17 protein-coding genes are annotated in these 20097 nt (G+C 47.9%); 3 read left to right on the top strand and 14 right to left on the bottom strand.

The window, feature by feature from the left end:
* Nucleotides 1-77: 77 nt before the first annotated feature.
* The 3 genes from ftsH to folD all read left to right on the top strand — a co-directional run bounded on the left by ftsH (nucleotide 78) and on the right by folD (nucleotide 4808).
* The gene (gene ftsH / locus BFP76_RS06135) at nucleotides 78-1994 is read left to right on the top strand and encodes an ATP-dependent zinc metalloprotease FtsH (protein ID WP_099592304.1); all 1917 of its coding nucleotides are present in this window, start codon (nucleotides 78-80) and stop codon (nucleotides 1992-1994) included.
* 172 nt (nucleotides 1995-2166) lie between these two features.
* Nucleotides 2167-3843 (top strand): formate--tetrahydrofolate ligase, encoded by a 1677-nt coding sequence (locus tag BFP76_RS06140; RefSeq protein WP_099592305.1) that lies wholly within the window; start codon nucleotides 2167-2169, stop codon nucleotides 3841-3843.
* A gap of 65 nt (nucleotides 3844-3908) precedes the next feature.
* Complete coding sequence (gene folD, locus BFP76_RS06145) at nucleotides 3909-4808, top strand: bifunctional methylenetetrahydrofolate dehydrogenase/methenyltetrahydrofolate cyclohydrolase FolD (RefSeq protein WP_099592306.1); 900 nt, start codon at nucleotides 3909-3911, stop codon at nucleotides 4806-4808.
* 50 nt (nucleotides 4809-4858) lie between these two features.
* Here the strand turns inward: folD and BFP76_RS06150 are convergent, their stop codons facing one another.
* From BFP76_RS06150 to BFP76_RS06215, 14 genes are all read right to left on the bottom strand, one after another.
* On the bottom strand, nucleotides 4859-5401 hold the full coding sequence (locus tag BFP76_RS06150) for a sarcosine oxidase subunit gamma (RefSeq protein ID WP_240513993.1): 543 nt from the start codon (nucleotides 5399-5401) through the stop codon (nucleotides 4859-4861).
* Nucleotides 5394-8339: a sarcosine oxidase subunit alpha family protein gene (locus tag BFP76_RS06155; RefSeq protein ID WP_099592308.1), complete on the bottom strand. Its 2946-nt coding sequence runs from the start codon at nucleotides 8337-8339 to the stop codon at nucleotides 5394-5396. The genes BFP76_RS06150 and BFP76_RS06155 overlap by 8 nt, the downstream gene beginning before the upstream one ends.
* On the bottom strand, nucleotides 8336-8620 hold the full coding sequence (locus BFP76_RS06160) for a sarcosine oxidase subunit delta (RefSeq protein WP_099592309.1): 285 nt from the start codon (nucleotides 8618-8620) through the stop codon (nucleotides 8336-8338). The genes BFP76_RS06155 and BFP76_RS06160 overlap by 4 nt, the downstream gene beginning before the upstream one ends.
* 14 nt (nucleotides 8621-8634) lie before the next feature.
* Nucleotides 8635-9885: a sarcosine oxidase subunit beta family protein gene (locus BFP76_RS06165; RefSeq protein ID WP_099593917.1), complete on the bottom strand. Its 1251-nt coding sequence runs from the start codon at nucleotides 9883-9885 to the stop codon at nucleotides 8635-8637.
* A gap of 240 nt (nucleotides 9886-10125) precedes the next feature.
* The gene (locus tag BFP76_RS06170) at nucleotides 10126-10785 is read right to left on the bottom strand and encodes a metallophosphoesterase family protein (protein ID WP_099592310.1); all 660 of its coding nucleotides are present in this window, start codon (nucleotides 10783-10785) and stop codon (nucleotides 10126-10128) included.
* A gap of 68 nt (nucleotides 10786-10853) precedes the next feature.
* Nucleotides 10854-12266: an ATP-binding protein gene (locus tag BFP76_RS06175; RefSeq protein ID WP_240513994.1), complete on the bottom strand. Its 1413-nt coding sequence runs from the start codon at nucleotides 12264-12266 to the stop codon at nucleotides 10854-10856.
* A 128-nt stretch (nucleotides 12267-12394) separates the two neighbouring features.
* On the bottom strand, nucleotides 12395-12880 hold the full coding sequence (locus tag BFP76_RS06180) for an A24 family peptidase (RefSeq protein ID WP_099592311.1): 486 nt from the start codon (nucleotides 12878-12880) through the stop codon (nucleotides 12395-12397).
* A complete protein-coding gene (locus BFP76_RS06185) occupies nucleotides 12877-13731 on the bottom strand; it encodes a tetratricopeptide repeat protein (RefSeq protein ID WP_099592312.1) in 855 nt (284 codons plus the stop codon). Before BFP76_RS06185 ends, BFP76_RS06180 begins: the two co-directional genes overlap by 4 nt.
* Nucleotides 13732-13760: 29 nt before the next feature.
* The gene (locus BFP76_RS06190; protein ID WP_099592313.1) at nucleotides 13761-14369 is read right to left on the bottom strand and encodes a tetratricopeptide repeat protein; all 609 of its coding nucleotides are present in this window, start codon (nucleotides 14367-14369) and stop codon (nucleotides 13761-13763) included.
* Entirely contained in the window at nucleotides 14329-15318 is a 990-nt protein-coding gene (locus BFP76_RS06195) for a type II secretion system F family protein (protein WP_099592314.1), read from the bottom strand. The genes BFP76_RS06190 and BFP76_RS06195 overlap by 41 nt, the downstream gene beginning before the upstream one ends.
* 13 nt (nucleotides 15319-15331) lie before the next feature.
* A complete protein-coding gene (locus tag BFP76_RS06200; protein ID WP_099592315.1) occupies nucleotides 15332-16294 on the bottom strand; it encodes a type II secretion system F family protein in 963 nt (320 codons plus the stop codon).
* Between the two features lie 9 nt (nucleotides 16295-16303).
* Nucleotides 16304-17713 carry a TadA family conjugal transfer-associated ATPase gene (locus tag BFP76_RS06205; RefSeq protein WP_099592316.1) on the bottom strand — a complete coding sequence of 470 codons (1410 nt, stop codon included), beginning with the start codon at nucleotides 17711-17713 and terminating at the stop codon, nucleotides 16304-16306.
* Nucleotides 17714-17716: 3 nt separating this feature from the next.
* The gene (locus BFP76_RS06210) at nucleotides 17717-19267 is read right to left on the bottom strand and encodes a CpaE/TadZ family protein (protein WP_099592317.1); all 1551 of its coding nucleotides are present in this window, start codon (nucleotides 19265-19267) and stop codon (nucleotides 17717-17719) included.
* 181 nt (nucleotides 19268-19448) lie between these two features.
* Nucleotides 19449-20096 carry an OmpA family protein gene (locus BFP76_RS06215; protein ID WP_240513996.1) on the bottom strand — a complete coding sequence of 216 codons (648 nt, stop codon included), beginning with the start codon at nucleotides 20094-20096 and terminating at the stop codon, nucleotides 19449-19451.
* Between the last annotated feature and the right edge of the window lies 1 nt (nucleotide 20097).

Consider the following 20097-nt stretch of genomic DNA (forward strand, 5'->3'; position numbering starts at 1 on the left):
CTTTTGAAAATAGCCTTAAGTTTAATGGGCAAAATAGAATCTGTCGTACCTTCGCGACAGGATTTAGGAGAATTACCTTGGGCAACAGCAGAAACCTGATATTTTATATCGTTGGCTTTTTCCTTTTAATGGCGATGTTCAACATCTTTAATGGCGCCGCGAACACACCATCGGATCGATTGGTTTATTCCGAATTGATGGAAAAAGTCGAAGCGGGCGAAGTGAAAACCGCACAGCTTAACGGCGAAAATGTCGTGATCGAAGATAACGCAGGTACAAAATACCGCGCCGTAGTGCCCTATGACGAAGGCGAATTGATTAAAAAGCTGCTTGATGCAGATGTCGAAGTGACAGCGGAGCCACAAGGCGAAACGGCATTCGAATTTTTTGCCAAATACTTCTTGCCGATTTTATTGCTGATTGGGGTGTGGATTTATTTCATGAACCGCATGCAAGGTGGCGGCAAGGGTGGCGCGATGAGCTTTGGTAAATCCAAAGCAAAAATGTTGAATCAAAACGAAGATCGTAAAACATTTGATGATGTTGCCGGCATCGACGAAGCCAAAGAAGAGCTAGAAGAAATCGTAGAGTTTTTGCGCGATCCGCAAAAATTCTCGCGTCTTGGCGGCCAAATCCCAAAAGGTGCGTTGCTAATCGGCCCTCCTGGTACAGGTAAAACATTGTTGGCGCGTGCTATCGCGGGCGAGGCGGGTGTTCCGTTTTTCTCTATCTCTGGTTCTGATTTTGTTGAAATGTTTGTGGGTGTTGGTGCATCGCGTGTGCGCGACATGTTTGAACAGGCCAAAAAGAACGCACCTTGTATTGTATTTATCGACGAGATCGACGCCGTTGGTCGCCATCGTGGCGCAGGTTACGGCGGTGGTAACGATGAGCGCGAGCAAACGTTGAACCAATTGCTGGTTGAAATGGATGGGTTTGAGGCAAACGAGGGCGTGATCCTGTTGGCTGCAACCAACCGTCCGGATGTTTTGGACCCTGCATTAAAACGCCCCGGTCGTTTCGATCGCCAAATTCAGGTGCCAAACCCAGACATCAAAGGCCGCGAGAAAATTTTAGAAGTGCACGCACGCAAAACGCCACTTGGCCCTGATGTGGATTTGCGCATCATTGCACGTGGTACACCTGGATTTTCGGGTGCGGACCTTGCCAATCTGGTGAATGAGGCCGCGTTGACCGCTGCGCGCACTGGCAAACGTTTCGTCACCATGGAGGATTTTGAATTCGCCAAAGATAAGGTGATGATGGGGTCTGAGCGCCGCTCAATGGTTTTGACCGAAAAACAAAAGGAAAAAACCGCCTATCACGAAGCAGGGCATGCCTTGGTTGGTTTGTCATTGGAAGAATGTGATCCAGTTTACAAGGCCACCATTATTCCACGTGGGCAAGCCTTGGGTATGGTGATTTCCTTGCCTGAAATGGACAAATTGCAATACAGCCGAATCGGTTGTGAGCAATATTTGGCGATGGTGATGGCTGGTAAAGCTGCCGAAATATTGAAATACGGCGAAGACCAAGTGACCAGTGGACCAAGTGGTGACATCCAACAAGCATCGGCAATGGCGCGTTCAATGGTGATGCGCTGGGGCATGTCCGACAAGGTTGGTGACATTGATTACCAAGCTGCGCATGAAGGTTACACAGGCGGCAATGTCGGCGGTTTTTCAATTTCTGCAAAAACCAAAGAATTGATCGAAGACGAAGTGAAGCGCCTGATTGACGAAGGTTACAAAACCGCGACCAGCATCTTGAAAAAGAAAAGCAAAGAATTTGAACGTCTGGCGCAGGGTTTGTTGGAATACGAAACGCTGACTGGCGAAGAAATTCAAAAGGTCATTGATGGCAAGAAAATCGGCGAAGATGACGACGATGACAAACCATCGGGCGATGCAAAACCAAGCGTTGCAGCAATTCCAAAAACCAAGAAGAAACCGCGCAAACCTGACGCGGGATTGGAACCCGAACCAACCGCATAAAAAAGAGGCCCGCCAATGGCGGGTCTTTTCTTTTGGGGAACAAGGTTTCGGATATGAAACGTAAAAACCGCTCAAAGCCGATTCAGATGCGTTTTGTGTCGGTTTTTATCTGCGTCTTGGCTTACAAATCGCGCCATAGATAGTTATCACATTTCTCTGGGAGAGCTTGAATATGGCCTATAAGACCGACATCGAAATCGCACGCGAGGCGAAAAAGAAACCGATTCAAGAAATCGGTGCGAAACTGGGCATCCCCAGTGATGATCTTTTGCCATTTGGTCATGACAAGGCAAAGGTCAGCGCGGAATTTATCGCCGCACAACGTAACAAAGAAGACGGCAAGCTGATCTTGGTAACCGCGATTAACCCAACACCCGCGGGTGAGGGGAAAACCACCACCACGGTTGGTTTGGGTGATGGATTAAATGCCATTGGCAAAAAGGCTGCGATCTGTATTCGCGAAGCATCCCTTGGCCCATGTTTTGGGATGAAGGGTGGTGCCGCTGGTGGTGGTTATGCACAAGTGGTTCCAATGGAGGATATGAACCTTCATTTCACGGGTGATTTCCATGCGATCACATCGGCACACAACCTTTTGTCAGCGATGATTGATAATCATATTTATTGGGGTAACGAGCTGGAAATTGACCAGCGCCGTGTCGTTTGGCGCCGCGTGTTGGATATGAACGATCGGGCATTGCGTGACATTGTCACCAGCCTTGGTGGCGTATCAAACGGTTTCCCACGCCAAGCCGGTTTCGATATTACCGTTGCATCCGAAGTGATGGCGATTTTGTGTCTGGCACTTGATATCGACGATCTGCAAAAACGTCTTGGTGATATTATCGTGGCTTATCGCCGTGATCGCACACCAGTGTATTGCCGCGATATCAAGGCTGATGGTGCGATGACGGTGTTGTTGCAACAGGCGATGCAGCCAAACATCGTTCAAACGTTGGAAAACAATCCAGCATTCGTACACGGTGGGCCCTTTGCAAATATTGCGCATGGTTGTAATTCGGTTGTTGCCACGACCACCGCATTGAAGTTGGCGGATTATGTGGTGACAGAAGCGGGTTTTGGCGCCGATCTTGGTGCGGAAAAATTCCTTAATATCAAATGTCGTAAAGCAGGCATCGCACCAAGCGTGGTTGTTTTGGTTGCCACTGTGCGTGCAATGAAAATGAACGGTGGTGTGGCCAAAGCCGATTTGGGTGCGGAAAATGTGGATGCAGTGAAAAATGGTTGCCCAAACCTTGGCCGTCATATTGAAAATCTGAAATCATTTGGTGTGCCTGTGGTGGTTGCGATTAACCATTTTGTCACCGATACCGATGCCGAAGTACAAGCCGTAAAAGATTTCGTTGCCAGCCAAGGATCCGAAGCGATCCTATCCAAACATTGGGAATTTGGATCAGAAGGTTCCAAAGATTTGGCGACGCGGGTGGCACAAATTGCTGATGCGGATATGGCAAGTTTTGCTCCGATCTATCCCGATGAAATGCCTTTGTTCGAAAAGGTGGAAACCATTGCCAAACGCATTTACCGCGCTGACGAAGTATTGGCAGATAAGAAAATTCGAGATCAGCTAAAACAATGGGAAGAACAGGGTTATGGCAACCTGCCAGTCTGTATGGCGAAAACGCAATACAGCTTTAGCACCGATCCAAACCTGCGCGGAGCACCTGTTGGCCATTCGGTTCCGGTGCGAGAAGTGCGGCTTTCTGCTGGTGCTGGTTTCATTGTGGTGATCTGTGGTGAAATCATGACAATGCCAGGTCTGCCACGTATCCCATCCGCCGAAGCCATTTGCATTAATGACGATGGCGTCATCGACGGTCTATTTTAATTTTACCAACCAATTGGCCCGCGTTTAAAATGAACGCGGGCTATGAATAATGAAAAGGTGTGAACATGACTGCTAAAATTATTGATGGGAAAGAATTTGCAGTGCGCGTTCGAACCAAGGTGGCAAACCATGTTGCACGCCTGAAAGAGGAAAATCATATTGTTCCAGGTCTTGCCGTTGTTCTAGTCGGTGAAGATCCTGCATCAGAGGTTTATGTGCGCAACAAGCATATATCCACCATCGAAGTTGGGATGAATAGTTTTGAACATAAATTGCCGGTGGATACATCTGAGGCGGATTTATTGGCATTGATTGATCAGTTGAACAATGATCCCAGCGTGCATGGAATTTTATGTCAGCTTCCTTTGCCAAATCATCTGAACGAAGAATTGGTGATTAATTCGATTATACCGTCCAAAGATGTTGATGGGTTTCATATTTCCAATGTTGGTCTTTTGGGAACTGGGCAAAAATCAATGGTGCCATGCACCCCATTGGGATGTTTGATGATGTTACGTGACCACCACGGGAGCCTGTCTGGATTGAACGCCGTTGTTGTGGGACGGTCGAATATCGTGGGTAAACCAATGGCAAATTTGTTGTTGCGTGACAGTTGTACCGTCACAATTGCACATAGCCGCACGAAAAACATCGAAGAGCTTTGTGCAAATGCCGATATCGTGGTTGCCGCAGTTGGACGCCCAGAGATGATCACCGGTGATTGGATCGGTAAAGGTGCAACGGTTATTGACGTTGGTATCAACCGCATTCCGCACCCAACGATTGAAGGAAAATCCAAACTTGTTGGCGATGTGGATTTTGAAACAGCCAAGGAAAAAGCGGGCGCGATTACTCCCGTGCCCGGTGGTGTCGGCCCAATGACGATTGCCTGTCTTTTGGCCAATACGTTGACCGCCTGTTGCCGCGCAAATGGTTTGGAAGAACCAGAGGGCCTGACAGCCTAGGGATTATGCCTGCGGCGCGGATATTTTGAACATTTGGAATGATCGAAAGATCAAGTCACGTTATGGATTGACGTTTCCACAGCGTGAAGAAAGCTTTCGGCGGATGAACTTGCGCTAAAGAGTTGATAGGTTTGTGTATCTGTTCGCAAGATTATACAGCCCATGTGTTCCATCATCGTGCGGGCGAAATGTCCGATCAAAAATTTATCAGTGTGAAGATCAATCGGGCAGATACGTTCCAATGCGAGAATGACATTTTCCCCGGAAATTTCCAGTGCAACCCAGCCATCGGATTGGTCCGTCACATAATCAAATTTGTCTTGTATTGTGTTTGTTTCGCCAATGACGAACCATTGATCGATCTGAGTTTGAAAGACGCGACAGTTTGGTGATTTCAATCGTAGCGATGTTGGTGCAAGCGGGGGTGCTTGATTGAACAGTTCAATGAAGTTTTGGTCAAAAAGCGCGTGATCATGCAACGGTTTTGCAATTGAGATAATAGAAATATCACAGATTTCACGAAGCGAGATACCACCAATCTCTGTTGCAAAGCCTGCGAGCCGTGATCGTGATTGTAAGGTTGGTTTAGCCACGTTGGATCGCTCCTTCTGGGTCGTACATATGAGGCGAAACAATTTTAACTGGGATATCGCGACCGCGGATGCCATCCCATGCACGAATAATATCCCCGTGACGCATATGACCATTTTTAACAAAGCCTAGCCCGATGGAATGTCCGAATGTCGGAGAATGGGCAACAGATGTCATCCAGCCCAAGTCGTTTTGGGTGGTTGGTTTGGAACCCAATTCAAGGAAATGTGCGCCGGCTTGAAGTGCGTGAGATTTATCAACGGGCTGCAATCCAACCAAACGCACCACATTGTCGTTAATCAGAACTTCTCGTTGGGATAGAGTTGCGCCGATGCTATCCTTTTTCTGTGAAACCATGCCGCCCATCCCAAGGTTTAAAGCGGTAGTTGTGCCATTGATTTCATTTCCAACAACGTGACCTTTTTCAATCCGCATAACGCTGAGCGCTTCGGTACCATATGGTGTTGCGTCGAATTCTTGCCCTTCGGCCATCAAGGCGCGGATCAAGGAATCGCCGTAACGTGTTGGAACCGCGAGTTCATAGGCAAGTTCGCCAGAAAATGAAATTCGAAACAGGCGTGCGGGAATACCGTTACAAATCGTGATTTCACCACATGCCATGAATGGAAATACTTCGTTCGATAGGTCTTGGTTATCCACAATTTTAGCGAGTAGAGCGCGCGAATTAGGCCCAGCAATGGCATATTGCGCCCATGCATCTGTCGTTGAAATCAAATGAACATCCATTTCGGGGCAAAGACATTGGCGAGCAAATTCCATGCGACGATAAACCAATACGGCATTGGCGGTTGTTGTGGTCATCACGAAATGATTTTCACCCAATCGCGCAGTGGTGCCATCATCGTAACAAATGCCATCTTCGCGCAACATCAGGCCATATCGCACCTTGCCAACAGGCACCTTGAGAAATGGATTGGCATAGATGAAATTGAGGAATGCAGCGGCGTCTGTGCCTTGGATATCGATTTTGCCAAGCGTTGTGACATCGCAAATACCAACAGATTTTCGCGTTGCCAATACCTCGCGATCCACAGATTCACGCCAATGTGTTTCGCCAAGTTTTGGATACCATTGCGCACGAAGCCAGTTACCTGTTTCAACGAATACGGCATTCTGTTCACTGGCCCATTGATGGCTGGGGGTTTTGCGAATGGGTGCGTAATTTTTGTCCCGCGCCCGCCCGCCCAATGCGCCCATGGCGACAGGGGTATAGGGGGGGCGAAATATGGTTGTACCCGTTTCGGGAATGGGTTTTCCTAACATCTCTGCCATGACGGCCAGCCCCAGAACATTCGATGTTTTCCCTTGATCTGTGGCCATGCCAAGTGTGGTGTAGCGTTTGAGATGCTCTACCGCGTGAAACCCTTCTGTTTGGGATAGTTTGATATCCTTGGTGGTGACATCATTTTGCAAATCCACCCAAGCGCGGTGTTTTTGATTGGCAACATGCCAAAATGGCGTAATGGCAAAAGCTTCGTCAATTGCGCGTGGCGGTTGGGTTCGCTTGGTTTGAAAGCCGATCGATTTCAGAACAGCATTGGTGGTTTGATGTGCGGATTTGATGGCCGCGCCAAGCGTGAGATCGCCATTCGCAGCACCAACAACCGACATCCCGACTGGTCTTGATTTAGATGGAACAAAGGCTGCGATATCGTTGCGCCATTCTGGGCGACCACGTTGATGGCATGTGAGATGCACATTGGGTGACCACCCCCCCGCCACCGCCAAGCAATCGGTTTGTATGACATGTCCATTGGACAAAGTAATTGAACGCAAAGCTTTGCGCCCAGTAGTGTTCACAACCTGTGTACCCATCATGATTGCAACACCTGAAAATGTGGCGGGTGGGGGTATGTCGCGTGTATCAACGATTGCGGTGATTTTTACGCCCTGATCAACCAGATCTTGTGCAATCTGCCAGCCAGAATGATTGTTGGTGAAAATTGAAATCTGTTTACCCGCAGCGACACCGTAACGTTTGGCATAGCTGCGCACGGCACCTGCCAACATGATGCCAGGGCGGTCATTGTTTGGAAACGCAATTGAGCGTTCGGTTGCGCCACTGGCCAGTATCGCGCGTTTCGAATAGATGCGCCATAACACCTGACGCGGCTTTCCGTTGCTGTGCAATTGATGATCGGTTTTGCGCTCAAGGGCACTGTAAATACCATGATCGAATGCACCCAACACCGTGGTGCGTGGCAAGATGCGCACATTGCCAAATTCCTGAAGCTGAGCAAGTGTTTCGGATGCCCATTGATCGGCGGGAATGCCATCGATTTCATGGCGTTCGCTGTTCAGCCTTCCGCCCAATAAAAAATCTTCGTCTGCGATGATGACTTGTGCACCTGCGTGTGCCGCCACGCGTGCCGCGGCAAGCCCCGCAGGGCCCGCACCAATAATTAACAGATCACAATGCAAAAAACCTTTGTCGTAGATGTCGGGGTCTTCTTCGCCCGACAGCTTGCCCAATCCTGCACTTGCGCGAATTATTGGTTCGTAGAGTTTTTCCCAAAACGCGCGTGGCCACATAAAGGTTTTATAATAAAACCCAGCCCCTAAAAATGGCGAAAGCAAATCCGTTGCTGCCATAAGGTCGAAATTTAATGGGCCGCGATGATTTTGGCTGGTCGCGTATAAACCATCGTAAAGCTCTGTTACGGTGGCGCGGGTGTTCGGCTCGTTTGACGCAGCTTGTCGCAGTTGCACCAATGCATTTGGCTCTTCTGATCCTGCGGAAAAAATCCCGCGTGGGCGATGATATTTAAACGAGCGCCCCACCAGATTGATCCCATTCGCAAGAAGCGCGGATGCCAATGTATCACCTTGATAACCCTGTAATATTTTGCCATTAAAGGTAAATGTACAAGGCTTGTCGCGATTGATTTTTCCACCTGATAATCGGTTTATCTGGGTCATGACGCCGAACCTTTGCGCGCCACATCACGCGCCAGTTCAACTGAACTAATCTCATGTGTCAGAGTATTGCGTGTGATGATGAGCCAACTGCGATCACCTTGTTCGTGATACCATAATTCGCGATATTCACCCGCTGGGTTTTCGCGTTGATACAGATATTCATGAAATTGCGCGATTGCATCATCCGCCTGCCAATCGGGCCGCGATAACAAAGTTGCATCACCCAAATGGACAAATTCGGAAGCGTCGCGTGGGCCAAGGAGAGGGTGGTGAATAATCATTGCGTTCCTACCCGTTAATGCAAGTTTGGTTGCGCGCCAGCGCCTTTTTCATCGATCATTGCACCACGTGCAAATCGATCCAAATGGTATTGTGTTGCTGTTTCATGCGGGCGGTCGGTGGCCAGAAGATGTGCATAGGCATCACCGGATGCAGGTGTGGCCTTGAACCCGCCATAACACCATCCACCATTGAAATAGAGCCCATCAATATGTGTTTTATCAATGATCGGTGACCCATCCATCGACATATCCATAACGCCGCCCCACATACGCAACAATCGCGCACGGCCCAGAAATGGCATCAAGGCCATCATATCCTCGGCAACATGTTCAATGACGGGGAGGTTTCCGCGTTGGGCGTAGCTGTTGTAACCATCAATATCGCCACCAAAGACCAAGCCACCTTTATCTGATTGACTGATATATAAATGACCAGCGCCGAATGTCACAACGCCTGGAATGGTCGGTTTAAGCCCTTCGCTGACGAAGGCTTGTAAAACATGGCTTTCAATCGGGAGCCGCATCCCAGCCTTGGCCATCACCATGCTTGACGATCCCGCGACGCAAACGCCAACTTTGTTCGCGCTGATGGTGCCGCGGGTGGTTTGAACACCTGTGCATTTGCCATCATGTATGGTGAAACCGGTGACTTCGCAATTTTGGATAATGTCCACGCCATGGCTATCGGCGCTGCGGGCATAACCCCATGCCACCGCATCATGGCGTGCAGTGCCCGCGCGGCGTTGCAACAATCCACCTTTGATGGGAAAACGCGCGTTGTCAAAATTCAAAAATGGCACCATGTCGCGAACCGCGTCAATATCCAGCAATTCGGCATCCGCACCAGACATCAGCATCGCATTGCCACGGCGCGCAAATGCATCGCGTTGTGCATCAGAATGCGCAAGGTTCAAAATCCCGCGTTGTGACATCATGACGTTGTAATTCAGGTCGGTTTCCAAACCTTCCCAAAGCTTCATTGAATGTTCGTAAAATGGTTGATTGCCATCCAGCAAATAGTTGGATCGCACAATCGTTGTATTGCGCCCGATATTGCCAGAACCAAGCCACCCTTTTTCCAAAACGGCAACATTGGTGACGCCATATTTTTTTGACAGATAATGTGCGGTGGCCAAACCATGCCCACCACCACCAACGATGACGATATCATAATGTTGTTTTGGATCGGGTTCACGCCAGACAGGTTTCCAGCCCTTATTCCCCGTCAATCCGTTTTTAATAATACTGAGCGCCGAATATCGCATTGGCATGCCTCCTGAAACCAGATTGGCATGAACGCGATAATTCACAAGCCTAAATAAGACATTTGAAGCGATAGAATGGACAGAAATATGTTTATGAAAATAGTAGGCTGGTGCCAGCATTACCAATTGAACTGATACTCATTAAACTTACTTGCAACCAGCCCTAACGCAAGGTTCCACCCCCCGCGTTAACCAAGAGATAAGATTTTGTTACAAACTTACAAGGTACGCAAAGCCAGTTTATTTCAATAAAACGGATTTTATTTTCTGTCCCAACGTTATTGCGATAGCGCTATCATGCATCAACAAATCTAGGGTTGTGTTATTCGCATGTGACGGTTCATCCCCTTGTGAAAACGCAGGCATAATAATGCGGTTGTCATCCACCATGAAACACCGGTGATTTGTGGTTTTTCCATTTGCATTCACAATTTTAGAAGGATTGTAATATCCTGAAATTTCACGGACACCCGTTTGGGTGGCTTGGTTGCGAAAACAAATATCTTTGTGGTGAAACACATTTTTATGGCTTCCTCCCAAATCAACGGGGCCAGCATTGGAATCCCCGTCGATCCAAACCCAGCGACGACCAGCGGTGAGGGCGGATAGCCGTTTGTGATCAACGCTATGTAATGAATCAAGTGACTTCAATTCATCAAAGCTATTCCCAAGGCAAACCACAATTTCAGGGTTCAGTCGTTTTATATCATCGCCCAATCGCGCAAGACTTTCTTGGGTATGAAACGGGGGCAGCATATTTTTATACGCTTTGCTGTGTTGGGCTGATTTTGCCAGATGGATGTTGGACACACACAACAGTTTTTCATTCGGCCACCACAAAGAACCGGAATGGTTTGCAACCAGTTTTTCACCCGAAAAATTGAATTCATGCTGTGACATGAAAACAGAAAATCCCTTGCAACGCTTTATTGCAAGGGATTTTAAAATTTCGAATGCTTTGTAAGTTGTTATTTTTCGATAATTGAATCGGCGACAAACAGGTTTTCCCACGCGCGATCAAGCAGTTCTGGTGTTAACTGTGGCTCGCGCCCCTCATAAGCACAGATCGTCAACATCTGTTCAATCAGGAACCCAGGCTGGTAGGCCGCGTATTTATTATCCACCGAAGGATATTTTTCGGTGAACAGATGAATGGCGACTTCTTCGGGCAATTTAACCCCTTTGGCTTTGGCCACCAACATCATGATTTGCAATAGCTGTTCGCGATTTGGCGCATCAATCAGAATTTTGGAATTAATCCGTCGCAACGCAGCACCATCAAAGATTTCTTTGGGGTGAAAGTTGGTTGAAAAAATAACCAGCGTGTCAAATGGCACAAGGAATTTTTCACCCGAGTTAAGCGCAAGGATATCTTCGCCCGCTTCCATCGGGGTAATCCAGCGGTTAATCATGGCCTGTGGTGGATCAACCTGACGCCCAAGGTCATCGACGATAAACAAACCGCCAGTTGATTTTAACTGTAACGGAGCCTGATAGGTTTTGGACACTGGATTGTAAATCAAATCCAACATATCAAGGCGCAATTCACCACCTGTTAAAACCGCGGGACGGCGACAAAGAACATATCGCGCATCAAAACGATCCGCGCGTACACGCAATGCGCTGATGTCGTCATGTTCTTCGACGGCTTGTTCATGCACAATCGGATCATAAAGCGAGATAACTTGGCTCTGATATTCCAAAAATCTGGGGATATAGATTTTTTCACCGATGGCATCGCGAATGCGCCCAGCAAGTGTTGATTTACCATTGCCAGGTGGGCCGTAAAACAAAACAGATTTGCCCGAATTTACCGCAGGGCCGATTTGATCGAGCAATGATGCACTGATCACAACCCCTTTGAATTTTTCAACCAAACGTTCCTTTTTGATCGTCAAATGGGATACGGATTGGCGCTCAACTTGTTCGGCGAACATGGACATTGGCACTGGCATTGCACCGAAATATTCGGATTGCATGAATGCTTCGATTGCGCGCGCTTTGCCGTTTTCTGTCAATTGATAGCGGAGCTCGGAATTTTCCGTGTCACCCGTTTTACCAAGTGTTTCAATCAATTGTTGGTCGCGACAAATGGTGATCAATTCGTTCACAACGGGGGCGCCGACACATAACACCTTGGACATTTGAGATACTGTTTCAAGATTGGTGCGGAAAATCGTTTTGATCAAAATATCGCGCATAAATACGGTGCCAAGGCCCGTTTCTTCGATATTGCGCGGGGCTTTAGGCGGAATAATCGCGCGGCTTTCCTCTTGCGCCGATGTCGATTTTTCACGTTTTGTCAGCGTTGAAACAATCGACTTTTCTGGTGCGGGCTCTTTTGTGCGACCTTTGCCAAATTGCGTACTGCGAAAATCCATATGTATTACCCTTGGAAAAATTCGGTTCTATATCCATGCATCGCGTGCATTATCATCCAAGAATGCGCGTTTTTTGAGGCAAAATCAAATTCTTATCAATTGGTGTGGGTTTTTAATATCTACTGTGATTATTGCATTGCGCTGTACAGAAGATAGGCGGACAACGATCCCGCCAAAGGAAGGCCAAATGGAAATTTGATTTTTTCAGACCAAGATTTCCAATTCGCAAAGAGTGTTGTTTTTAATGCCGTGCGATCCACTACGCGATGCAAAACCACCGCCGCAATTGATAAAAAAGACAATAAAAACAGATATATGGTTACATCGCGATAAGCAACAAAAGGCGCGATTGCCGCAAATAATTTTGCATCGCCACCACCAATTAAACCCATGGAATTAAGGATGAAAAACAAAATCAAAACGCCGACGGCCTGTAAAATTCGGATCCCAAATTCGGGCAGGGGCATGAAAAATGCACCGAAAATGACGAATACTGCAAATAATGCGATATTCGCTTTGTTCGGGATCGTCATATTTTTAAGGTCACTCCATGCGCACCAAATCACAATTGGAAATGTTACGCACAGAAAAAACCACAGCCCAAATTCGCTCATCTTACGACATTCTTATTCAATGCTTTCAATGTATCAACAGCCGCCGCAAAATGGCGTGGGTGAAGATCAATCGCCTCTTCCACCATTCCGCGCCCGATATCGATTTTACCTTGCTTAATGGCGCTTAGCCCCGCTGTATAGGTTAGCTCTGCGCGTTCAATTTCGGTCATTTGAATGATGGGCAGTGCAAATTCACCGCGTTGCGCACGCGCCATGACAAGATTGTTTTTGGCGGTGAACAATTTGGGATCATAGGTGATTGCTTCGAGGTACAGCTTTTCGGCCGCTTTGTAATCACCGCGCACAAATTTCGAATAACCCCAGTTATTTAAAATGCCAGATGGCTGTGTCGTAAGACCCGCCGCCGTTTCATAAAAGCTATCTGCCTTTTTCCATTTTTGTTGGGAATCGGCGATCATCGCTTCAAACCGGTAACGTTGATATGTTTCAACGGTAGGGGGGACGAGGTTAAGCTGTTCTGCTGCGCGTTTCCATTGATTGCTGCTGATCAATGCACCGGCGAAATCAATGCGGTCCTGTGAAACCGATTTTTCTTCGTTGACCAATTTTTCATAGACCAGCACCGCTTCTTCGTTACGTTTTGCGCGTACCAAAGATTTTGCCAGACCACGTTTAAGGTCGATCCGCTCTGGATCTTTTACAGAAGCATCGCGGAAATACGCGGCGGCTTCGTTTGGGTCTGCCATTGTTAACATGATGTCGTTTAGGTTGGTTTCATCCACCACACCCACAACGGTTTTTTCTTCTTTTGATTTGCTATTCTTGTCACAAGCCACCAATAGCGTGCTCGACGCGATGATTGCGACAGTCGAAAATAGAAATTTCCGCATGACCAATTCCCTGTAACTGCCCGTATGCGTTATGATTTTAACAGCAAGTATCGTCCGTTGCCGCGTCGAACCAACGCAAAGTTATTGTTATTATTAACAGTAGAATAACGACTTTCTTCTAGATTTGCGATAGCCTGTGTTAAATTTGCGCGAATTTCGTCCGATTTGCCACTATCCAGCGCAAAGGCAAGCCTGAAAACACGCTCTGCTTCGCCGTATTGTTGTTGATTTGACAGAACAACACCCAAATTATTCCATGCAGGAACAAATTCTTTGTCCTTTTCAACTGCAAGTTCCAGCAATTGTTTTGCCTGACCCAATCGACCCAACCGCAGGTTTGCGGATCCAAGCGCACTGAGAACATCAACGCTAAACCCTTGATCGACTGCTGCGCGGTTATATGCGCGCAATGCCAATTCATATTCACCACCTGCCATTAAACGATGCCCGACAATCAAACCATCAACGGCTTCGTCAACGCGGGAAAATCCAACGGGGGCATTCACCCCATCATTGAGAGATTTTAGTGGTTTATTGGCGGGATCGCAGGCTGTCGCCAAAATCAAAATACTGGCGACGCCGAGCGTTGTTTTTATTTTATTGGCTTTGGCCCAGGACCAAGAAACGATAGATGTCATAAATAGATGGACCGATCAAAATCGCCAGAAGCGGTGGCAAGATAAATAGCATTGTACACAGTGTCATTTTTGTAGGCAATGTGTTTGCTTTTTCTTCGGCGCGCATCACGCGTTTGTCACGCATCTCTGATGAAAACAGACGCAACGCTTCACCGATGGTGGTACCAAATGTTGCTGACTGAATAAGAACGGTTACGAATGCCTTGATATCCGCAACATCGCTTCGGCTTGCGAAATCACGCAACACTGTTGAACGATCCTTACCAGCGCGCATTTCGTTTGAAATGATCGTGAGCTCTTCGGCCAATGTTGGATAGCCATCTTCAATTTCGCGCGAAACCCGCAAAATCGTATGATCCAAGGTTTGGCCAGATTCCACACAGATCAACATCAAATCCAACGCATCGGGAAACGCTTCTAACAATTCCGTTTGGCGGGTTTGACGACGGCGTTCCACCCAATAATGGGGCAGGTAATAACCCGCCAACGCTGGCCCCAAAATCATCAAGGCCATTTTGATCGGTGTGCTACCTTCGGTAAACAAGAACACATATAAAGACGCGGCCACCAATGCCCCCAAGGACAATAGCAATTGCGCAGCGTGAAATGTGCGCACCGCACTACTTGTGCGATATCCCGCTTGGATCAGCTTGAGCCGCCGCGCACTATATTGTTTTTGGTCCTGTGGTTCCAAATACGCAGCAAATCGATCAAGGTTGGGCCCTGATTGTTTCTGACGCAAGGCGGCCTTGTTCTTGGGATCGTTTTTGTTGGCTGGAATAAACGCTGTCGAGCCTTCCAATTTATCAAACGGATCCACCTGGCGTTTCAAGGCCATCGGAAGCGCGATCATAATCAGGAATACGCCAAGCATACCAATTACGATTAACGGCCCATTGGGCCCCAATGCGTCTACAATAAATGCGAAAATTTCTTGAATAAGTTCCAAATCGCTACCCTGTCTATACTTTAATATTAACCATTGCGCGCATTACAAAGATGTTGACCACCAACATCGCGATAACAAAAATTGCGCCAGGTACGTAAATTACACTTTCTTTAATCGCGTCATAATAATTTGGGTTCATCAATTGGATGGCAACCAACGCACCAAATGGAAAGACTGACAAAAACCAGCCTGACCATTTTGCCTCTGCGGTGATGGCACGTACACGGCGGAAAAGTTTGAACCGTGCACGAATAATTTTGGATAAGCCGTCTAAAATTTCGGCCAAGTTACCACCTGAACGTGCCTGAATACCAACAGCAACCGCGAAAAAGCGAACGTCTTGTAAATCGATACGATCCGCCATGTCGTTTAACGCTTCGGTTACTTCCATGCCATATGTTGCCTCATCGGCGATAATGCCAAATTCGCTTCCGATTGGGTCGGGCATTTCCGCGGCGACCACGTTAATTGCGCTGGAAAACGGGTGCCCAACTTTTAGTGAGCGCACAACCAGATCAACCGCGTCAGGAAGCTGTTCTTCGAAATCTGAAATACGTTTTTTCGCCTTGGAGTTTAACCAATAATAAACGCCACCGACGCCCAAGATGACGGCAACAATGCCACATGTGGTTGGGCTGGCACTAGTGAAAAATGACAACATGATAAAGCTGAAAATCGCAACAAAGATCATGATCATAAACAATGCGCGGGGCGAAAACTGAATATTCGCTTGCGCCGCTTTTTTAGTAAGGATCGATACAATCGGAAGCGATAGTGAACGGCGATGCTGATCGCGTTCTTTGCGCAACGTTTGCAACACTTCTTCTTGATCTTTACCTTGTTCCAGCAATGCCAAACGACGGTTCAGTGTTTTGGCATTACTAATCGTTTTGCCAAATGCCATAAGGTACAGGCCCTCGACGATCAAAATCACGCCGATAAAAATCAACAGAAATATAATTGCCTGATAGCCCATGGTTTTCCCCTATTGCGCCGCGGTTTGGGTATAAATGCTGGTCGGCAGACCGTAACCCCATTGTTCGAAACGATCCGTGAATTTTGAGCGGATACCTGTTGGGGTAAACCGTCCTTCGATCTTACCCTCAGAGTTAGTGCGGAGGATGTCGTATTTAAAGATCTCTTGCATAGAAATAATGTCACCTTCCAAACCGGTCAGTTCAGAAATAGAGGTCATACGACGCGAACCGTCTTGTAGACGTTTCACCTGTACCACCACATTTACCGCGGATGCGATTTGTGAACGCGTTGCACGAAGCGGCATTTCCACACCCGTCATCGCAATCATATTTTCCATACGCGATGTCGCATCACGTGCAGAGTTGGCGTGAATTGTTGTCATCGAACCATCGTGACCGGTGTTCATCGCCTGCAACATATCGATAACCTCGTCGCCACGCGTCTCACCCACGATGATACGATCTGGTCGCATACGCAGAGCGTTTTTCAAAAGATCACGTTGTGAAACTTCGCCTTTGCCTTCAACGTTGGCGGGGCGGCTTTCCATACGTGCGATATGGGTTTGTTGTAATTGAAGCTCGGCCGTATCCTCGATTGTCGCGATACGTTCGTTATTGGCGATAAAGCCAGACAATGCGTTAAGCGTTGTGGTTTTACCTGAACCTGTACCGCCCGAAACGATGATATTCAAACGACAGGAAACGGCGGCTTGCAAATATGCGGCCATCTCTTCGGAAAAGGCACCAAATGCGATCAATTTATCGATGCTGAGCTTTTCTTTTTTAAATTTACGAATGGAAACCAATGCACCGTCAACGGCGATGGGTGGAACCATTGCGTTAAAGCGCGAACCATCGGTCAAACGCGCGTCAACATATGGGTTACTTTCGTCGATACGACGACCAACAGCGGAAACGATTTTATCGATCACACGACGCAAATGCTGTTCGTCGCTGAATTGAACATCTGTCAGGGAAAGTTTACCGTCAACCTCGACGAAAATCTGTTTACAGCCGTTGATCAAAATATCGTTGATATCTTCGTCTTTCAACAATGGCTCTAACGGCCCAAGGCCGGTAACTTCGTCAAACAATTCCTGGATCAGGTTTTCGCGTTCGGCTTTGTTCAAAACCGTACCAGTTTCCGCCAAGCCATCCATTGTAATGGCCAGAATTTCGCGTTTCAAATCCGCGTCACTGGCCGTCTCAATCGCGGCTAAGTTCAAGTTTTCCAAAAGCCTGCGGTGCATATCAAGACGCAGATCCATCAACATCCGACGGCGTTTGTCCTCTTTGGACATGGCCTGTTGCGCAGGCGCCGCCGCTTTTGCGGTGGGTTTTGCAACCGCAGCAGATGTTGAAACGGGTGCGAGTGTTGCGCCAGTAGGTGTTGCTGGCTTTTGGTACTTTTTAAACATACGTTATGCCCTTGCTTTTACGTCCGCCGAGTCCTTGGCAACAGAAACCAGATTTTCGGCAATTTTGCGAATTTCTTTTCGCAGCGGGTTGCGGCCCGCCACTTCGGCCAAGGGTGTCCCTTGGTCACATGCATTCAAGACTTGTTTGCCACCATCAGGCAGCGCCCAACGGAATTCTACGTTCAAACTGTCTGACATGCGTTTCATCCGTGAACGCCCTGACAGATCGGTTTTCTTGGGTGCACGGTTCATGATGAACTGCACCTTTTCATATGGCAGATCATCGGATTTCAAAACGCGCAAGAAACGCAACGCATTTTGTGCGGTGCGCATTTCAACTTCGCCCACAGCAAGGTAAAGTTTGGCGCGTTGCAATACGGCTTCGCTCCAGCTTACCAATGCGGTTGGCAAATCAACGATGACGTAATCATACATTGATGTGACCAAATCAAGCAGTTGTGCAATTTCTTCTGCATCTGCAACTTCGAGCGGAACCGCATCAATTGGTGCGGGCAATACGTCTAATTTGCCTTTGTATTTGGGCACGGCTTGGCTAAACGCTTGGCTGTCTAGCCCAACGCCAGAAGACAATAATTCCAATCCAATATCAGAACGCCCAACGTCAAGATATGTTGCGATCGACCCAAATTGGAAACCGAAATCTAGCAAACAAACCTTTGCGTCGTCTTTGGCAATGATATTTTGAATTTCCCAAGCAAGGTTGGCAGCAAGTGTCGATGCGCCAACACCACCAGCCAATCCATAAACAGGCAGTAAAATTCCATCCTTGCCAGTTGCCACAGGTGCTTGTTGTGGTGCCGGGGCAGGTGGCGCAATAGGCTGCACATTTGATGGGGCAGCTTGCGGTGCCTCTTGTGGGGCAGCGGGCGTAGGCGCAGGTGTTTCTGGTTGCGCTTGGGGCGCTGGTTCTGCTGCGGGCTGCACGTCTTGTGGTTCAGGTGCTGCATTAAATGTCGGCGCCTCGGGCGCGGCCGCGGTTGGTGTGGCCGCTGCAACATCAGGTTCTGCAACGGGTGCAGGGTCTTCAATTGCGGGCGCTGCAGGTGCAGCGGATGCATCCTGTGGAATTGGTGTTGATGGTGCGCCTGTGTCAGTCAGATCAAAATTCATCATCGGCGCAGCGGGTTTCGTTTCAACCGGGGTTTCTTCAGCCTTTGCAAAGGATGCTTTCAATGCACCATCGGGCAATGGATAGGGAAGAAAGTCATCGGCGTCAGACCGCATAAGTTGTTGTAATGAAACGGCATCTAGGTTTTTTGTGACCAATGTAACCGACAATTGGCGAGACTTTGCCGCGCCAACAATTTCGACGATATTTTCAATATCAACATCATCAGTTTCATCAATTGCAATCAACACATGATCCATCTGTTCAGAATGGCGGCTGTTCAAAACTGGTAGTGCGTCTTCTAAATTCAATCCGCCCCAATTTTCGCCAAATAAATCCTGCATCTGATCAATGATTTGATCAAAGGCTTCAAGATTTGGTGCAATTGCGCATGCAATGATGCGGCCGCTATTGTCAGATGTCATGTCCCTTACTTCCCTCGTATTAGCGAATCGATAAAATCATATTCTTAAGTGCTAACCATAAGCCAAGTATAGAAAGAATATGGCTTTTTTTGGGGCAGGGCGGGGCAATGCCCATAAAAAAAGTGCAGCAAAGACACGTTTCTGCTGCACTCGAAAGGTTTATTTTTTGTTAAGCTTCAACTTATTGGTTTGAACTCACCTGTGTGTTGTCGCCTTCACCAACATAACGGCGATAAATACCGCGGGCGTATTTGCCATCCAGCAAACCATCATTCGCTGGGTTATAGAACCCTTTAACCTCGGTCACTGTGCGACGGTTCTCGCGGCTGCGGCCTTGGGTTAATACCAAGGGGCGTGTTTCGCCAAATGAAACCACGGCTTCCACTTTGCGACGATCAACACCCTGTGCGATCAAATAATTGACCGCGGCCTGTGCACGACGTTTACCCAAACGCTGGTTGTAAGCATTGCTACCCACTTTATCAGCATGTCCAAACACACGGAACGTGATGTCAGGGTGCGCCAAAATCCACTGTGCTTGTTGGCGAAGCTGTGCTTGTGCGTTTGCATCAAGTTTCGCTGAATCAAACGCAAAGTTGATTGTGGCGGGTGCCTCTGATGCGAACAAACGCGTCAAGCTTTTGATGTATTCCAGACGTTCGCTGATTGACATGACCTTAACATTATTGGCCGTGGCATATCCAAATCCACCGTGCAACGCATCGGCGCCAGCGTCACGCCCGCCCAGTGTTGTGTATCGAGATTCAGGTGCACAAGCGCCAAGAGCGGCAAGGAACGAAATGCTGATTGTAAGTTTTTTCAATGTCATT

It is taken from the genome of Paramylibacter kogurei (assembly GCF_002742285.1).
In the GTDB taxonomy this organism is placed as follows: domain Bacteria; phylum Pseudomonadota; class Alphaproteobacteria; order Rhodobacterales; family Rhodobacteraceae; genus Amylibacter; species Amylibacter kogurei.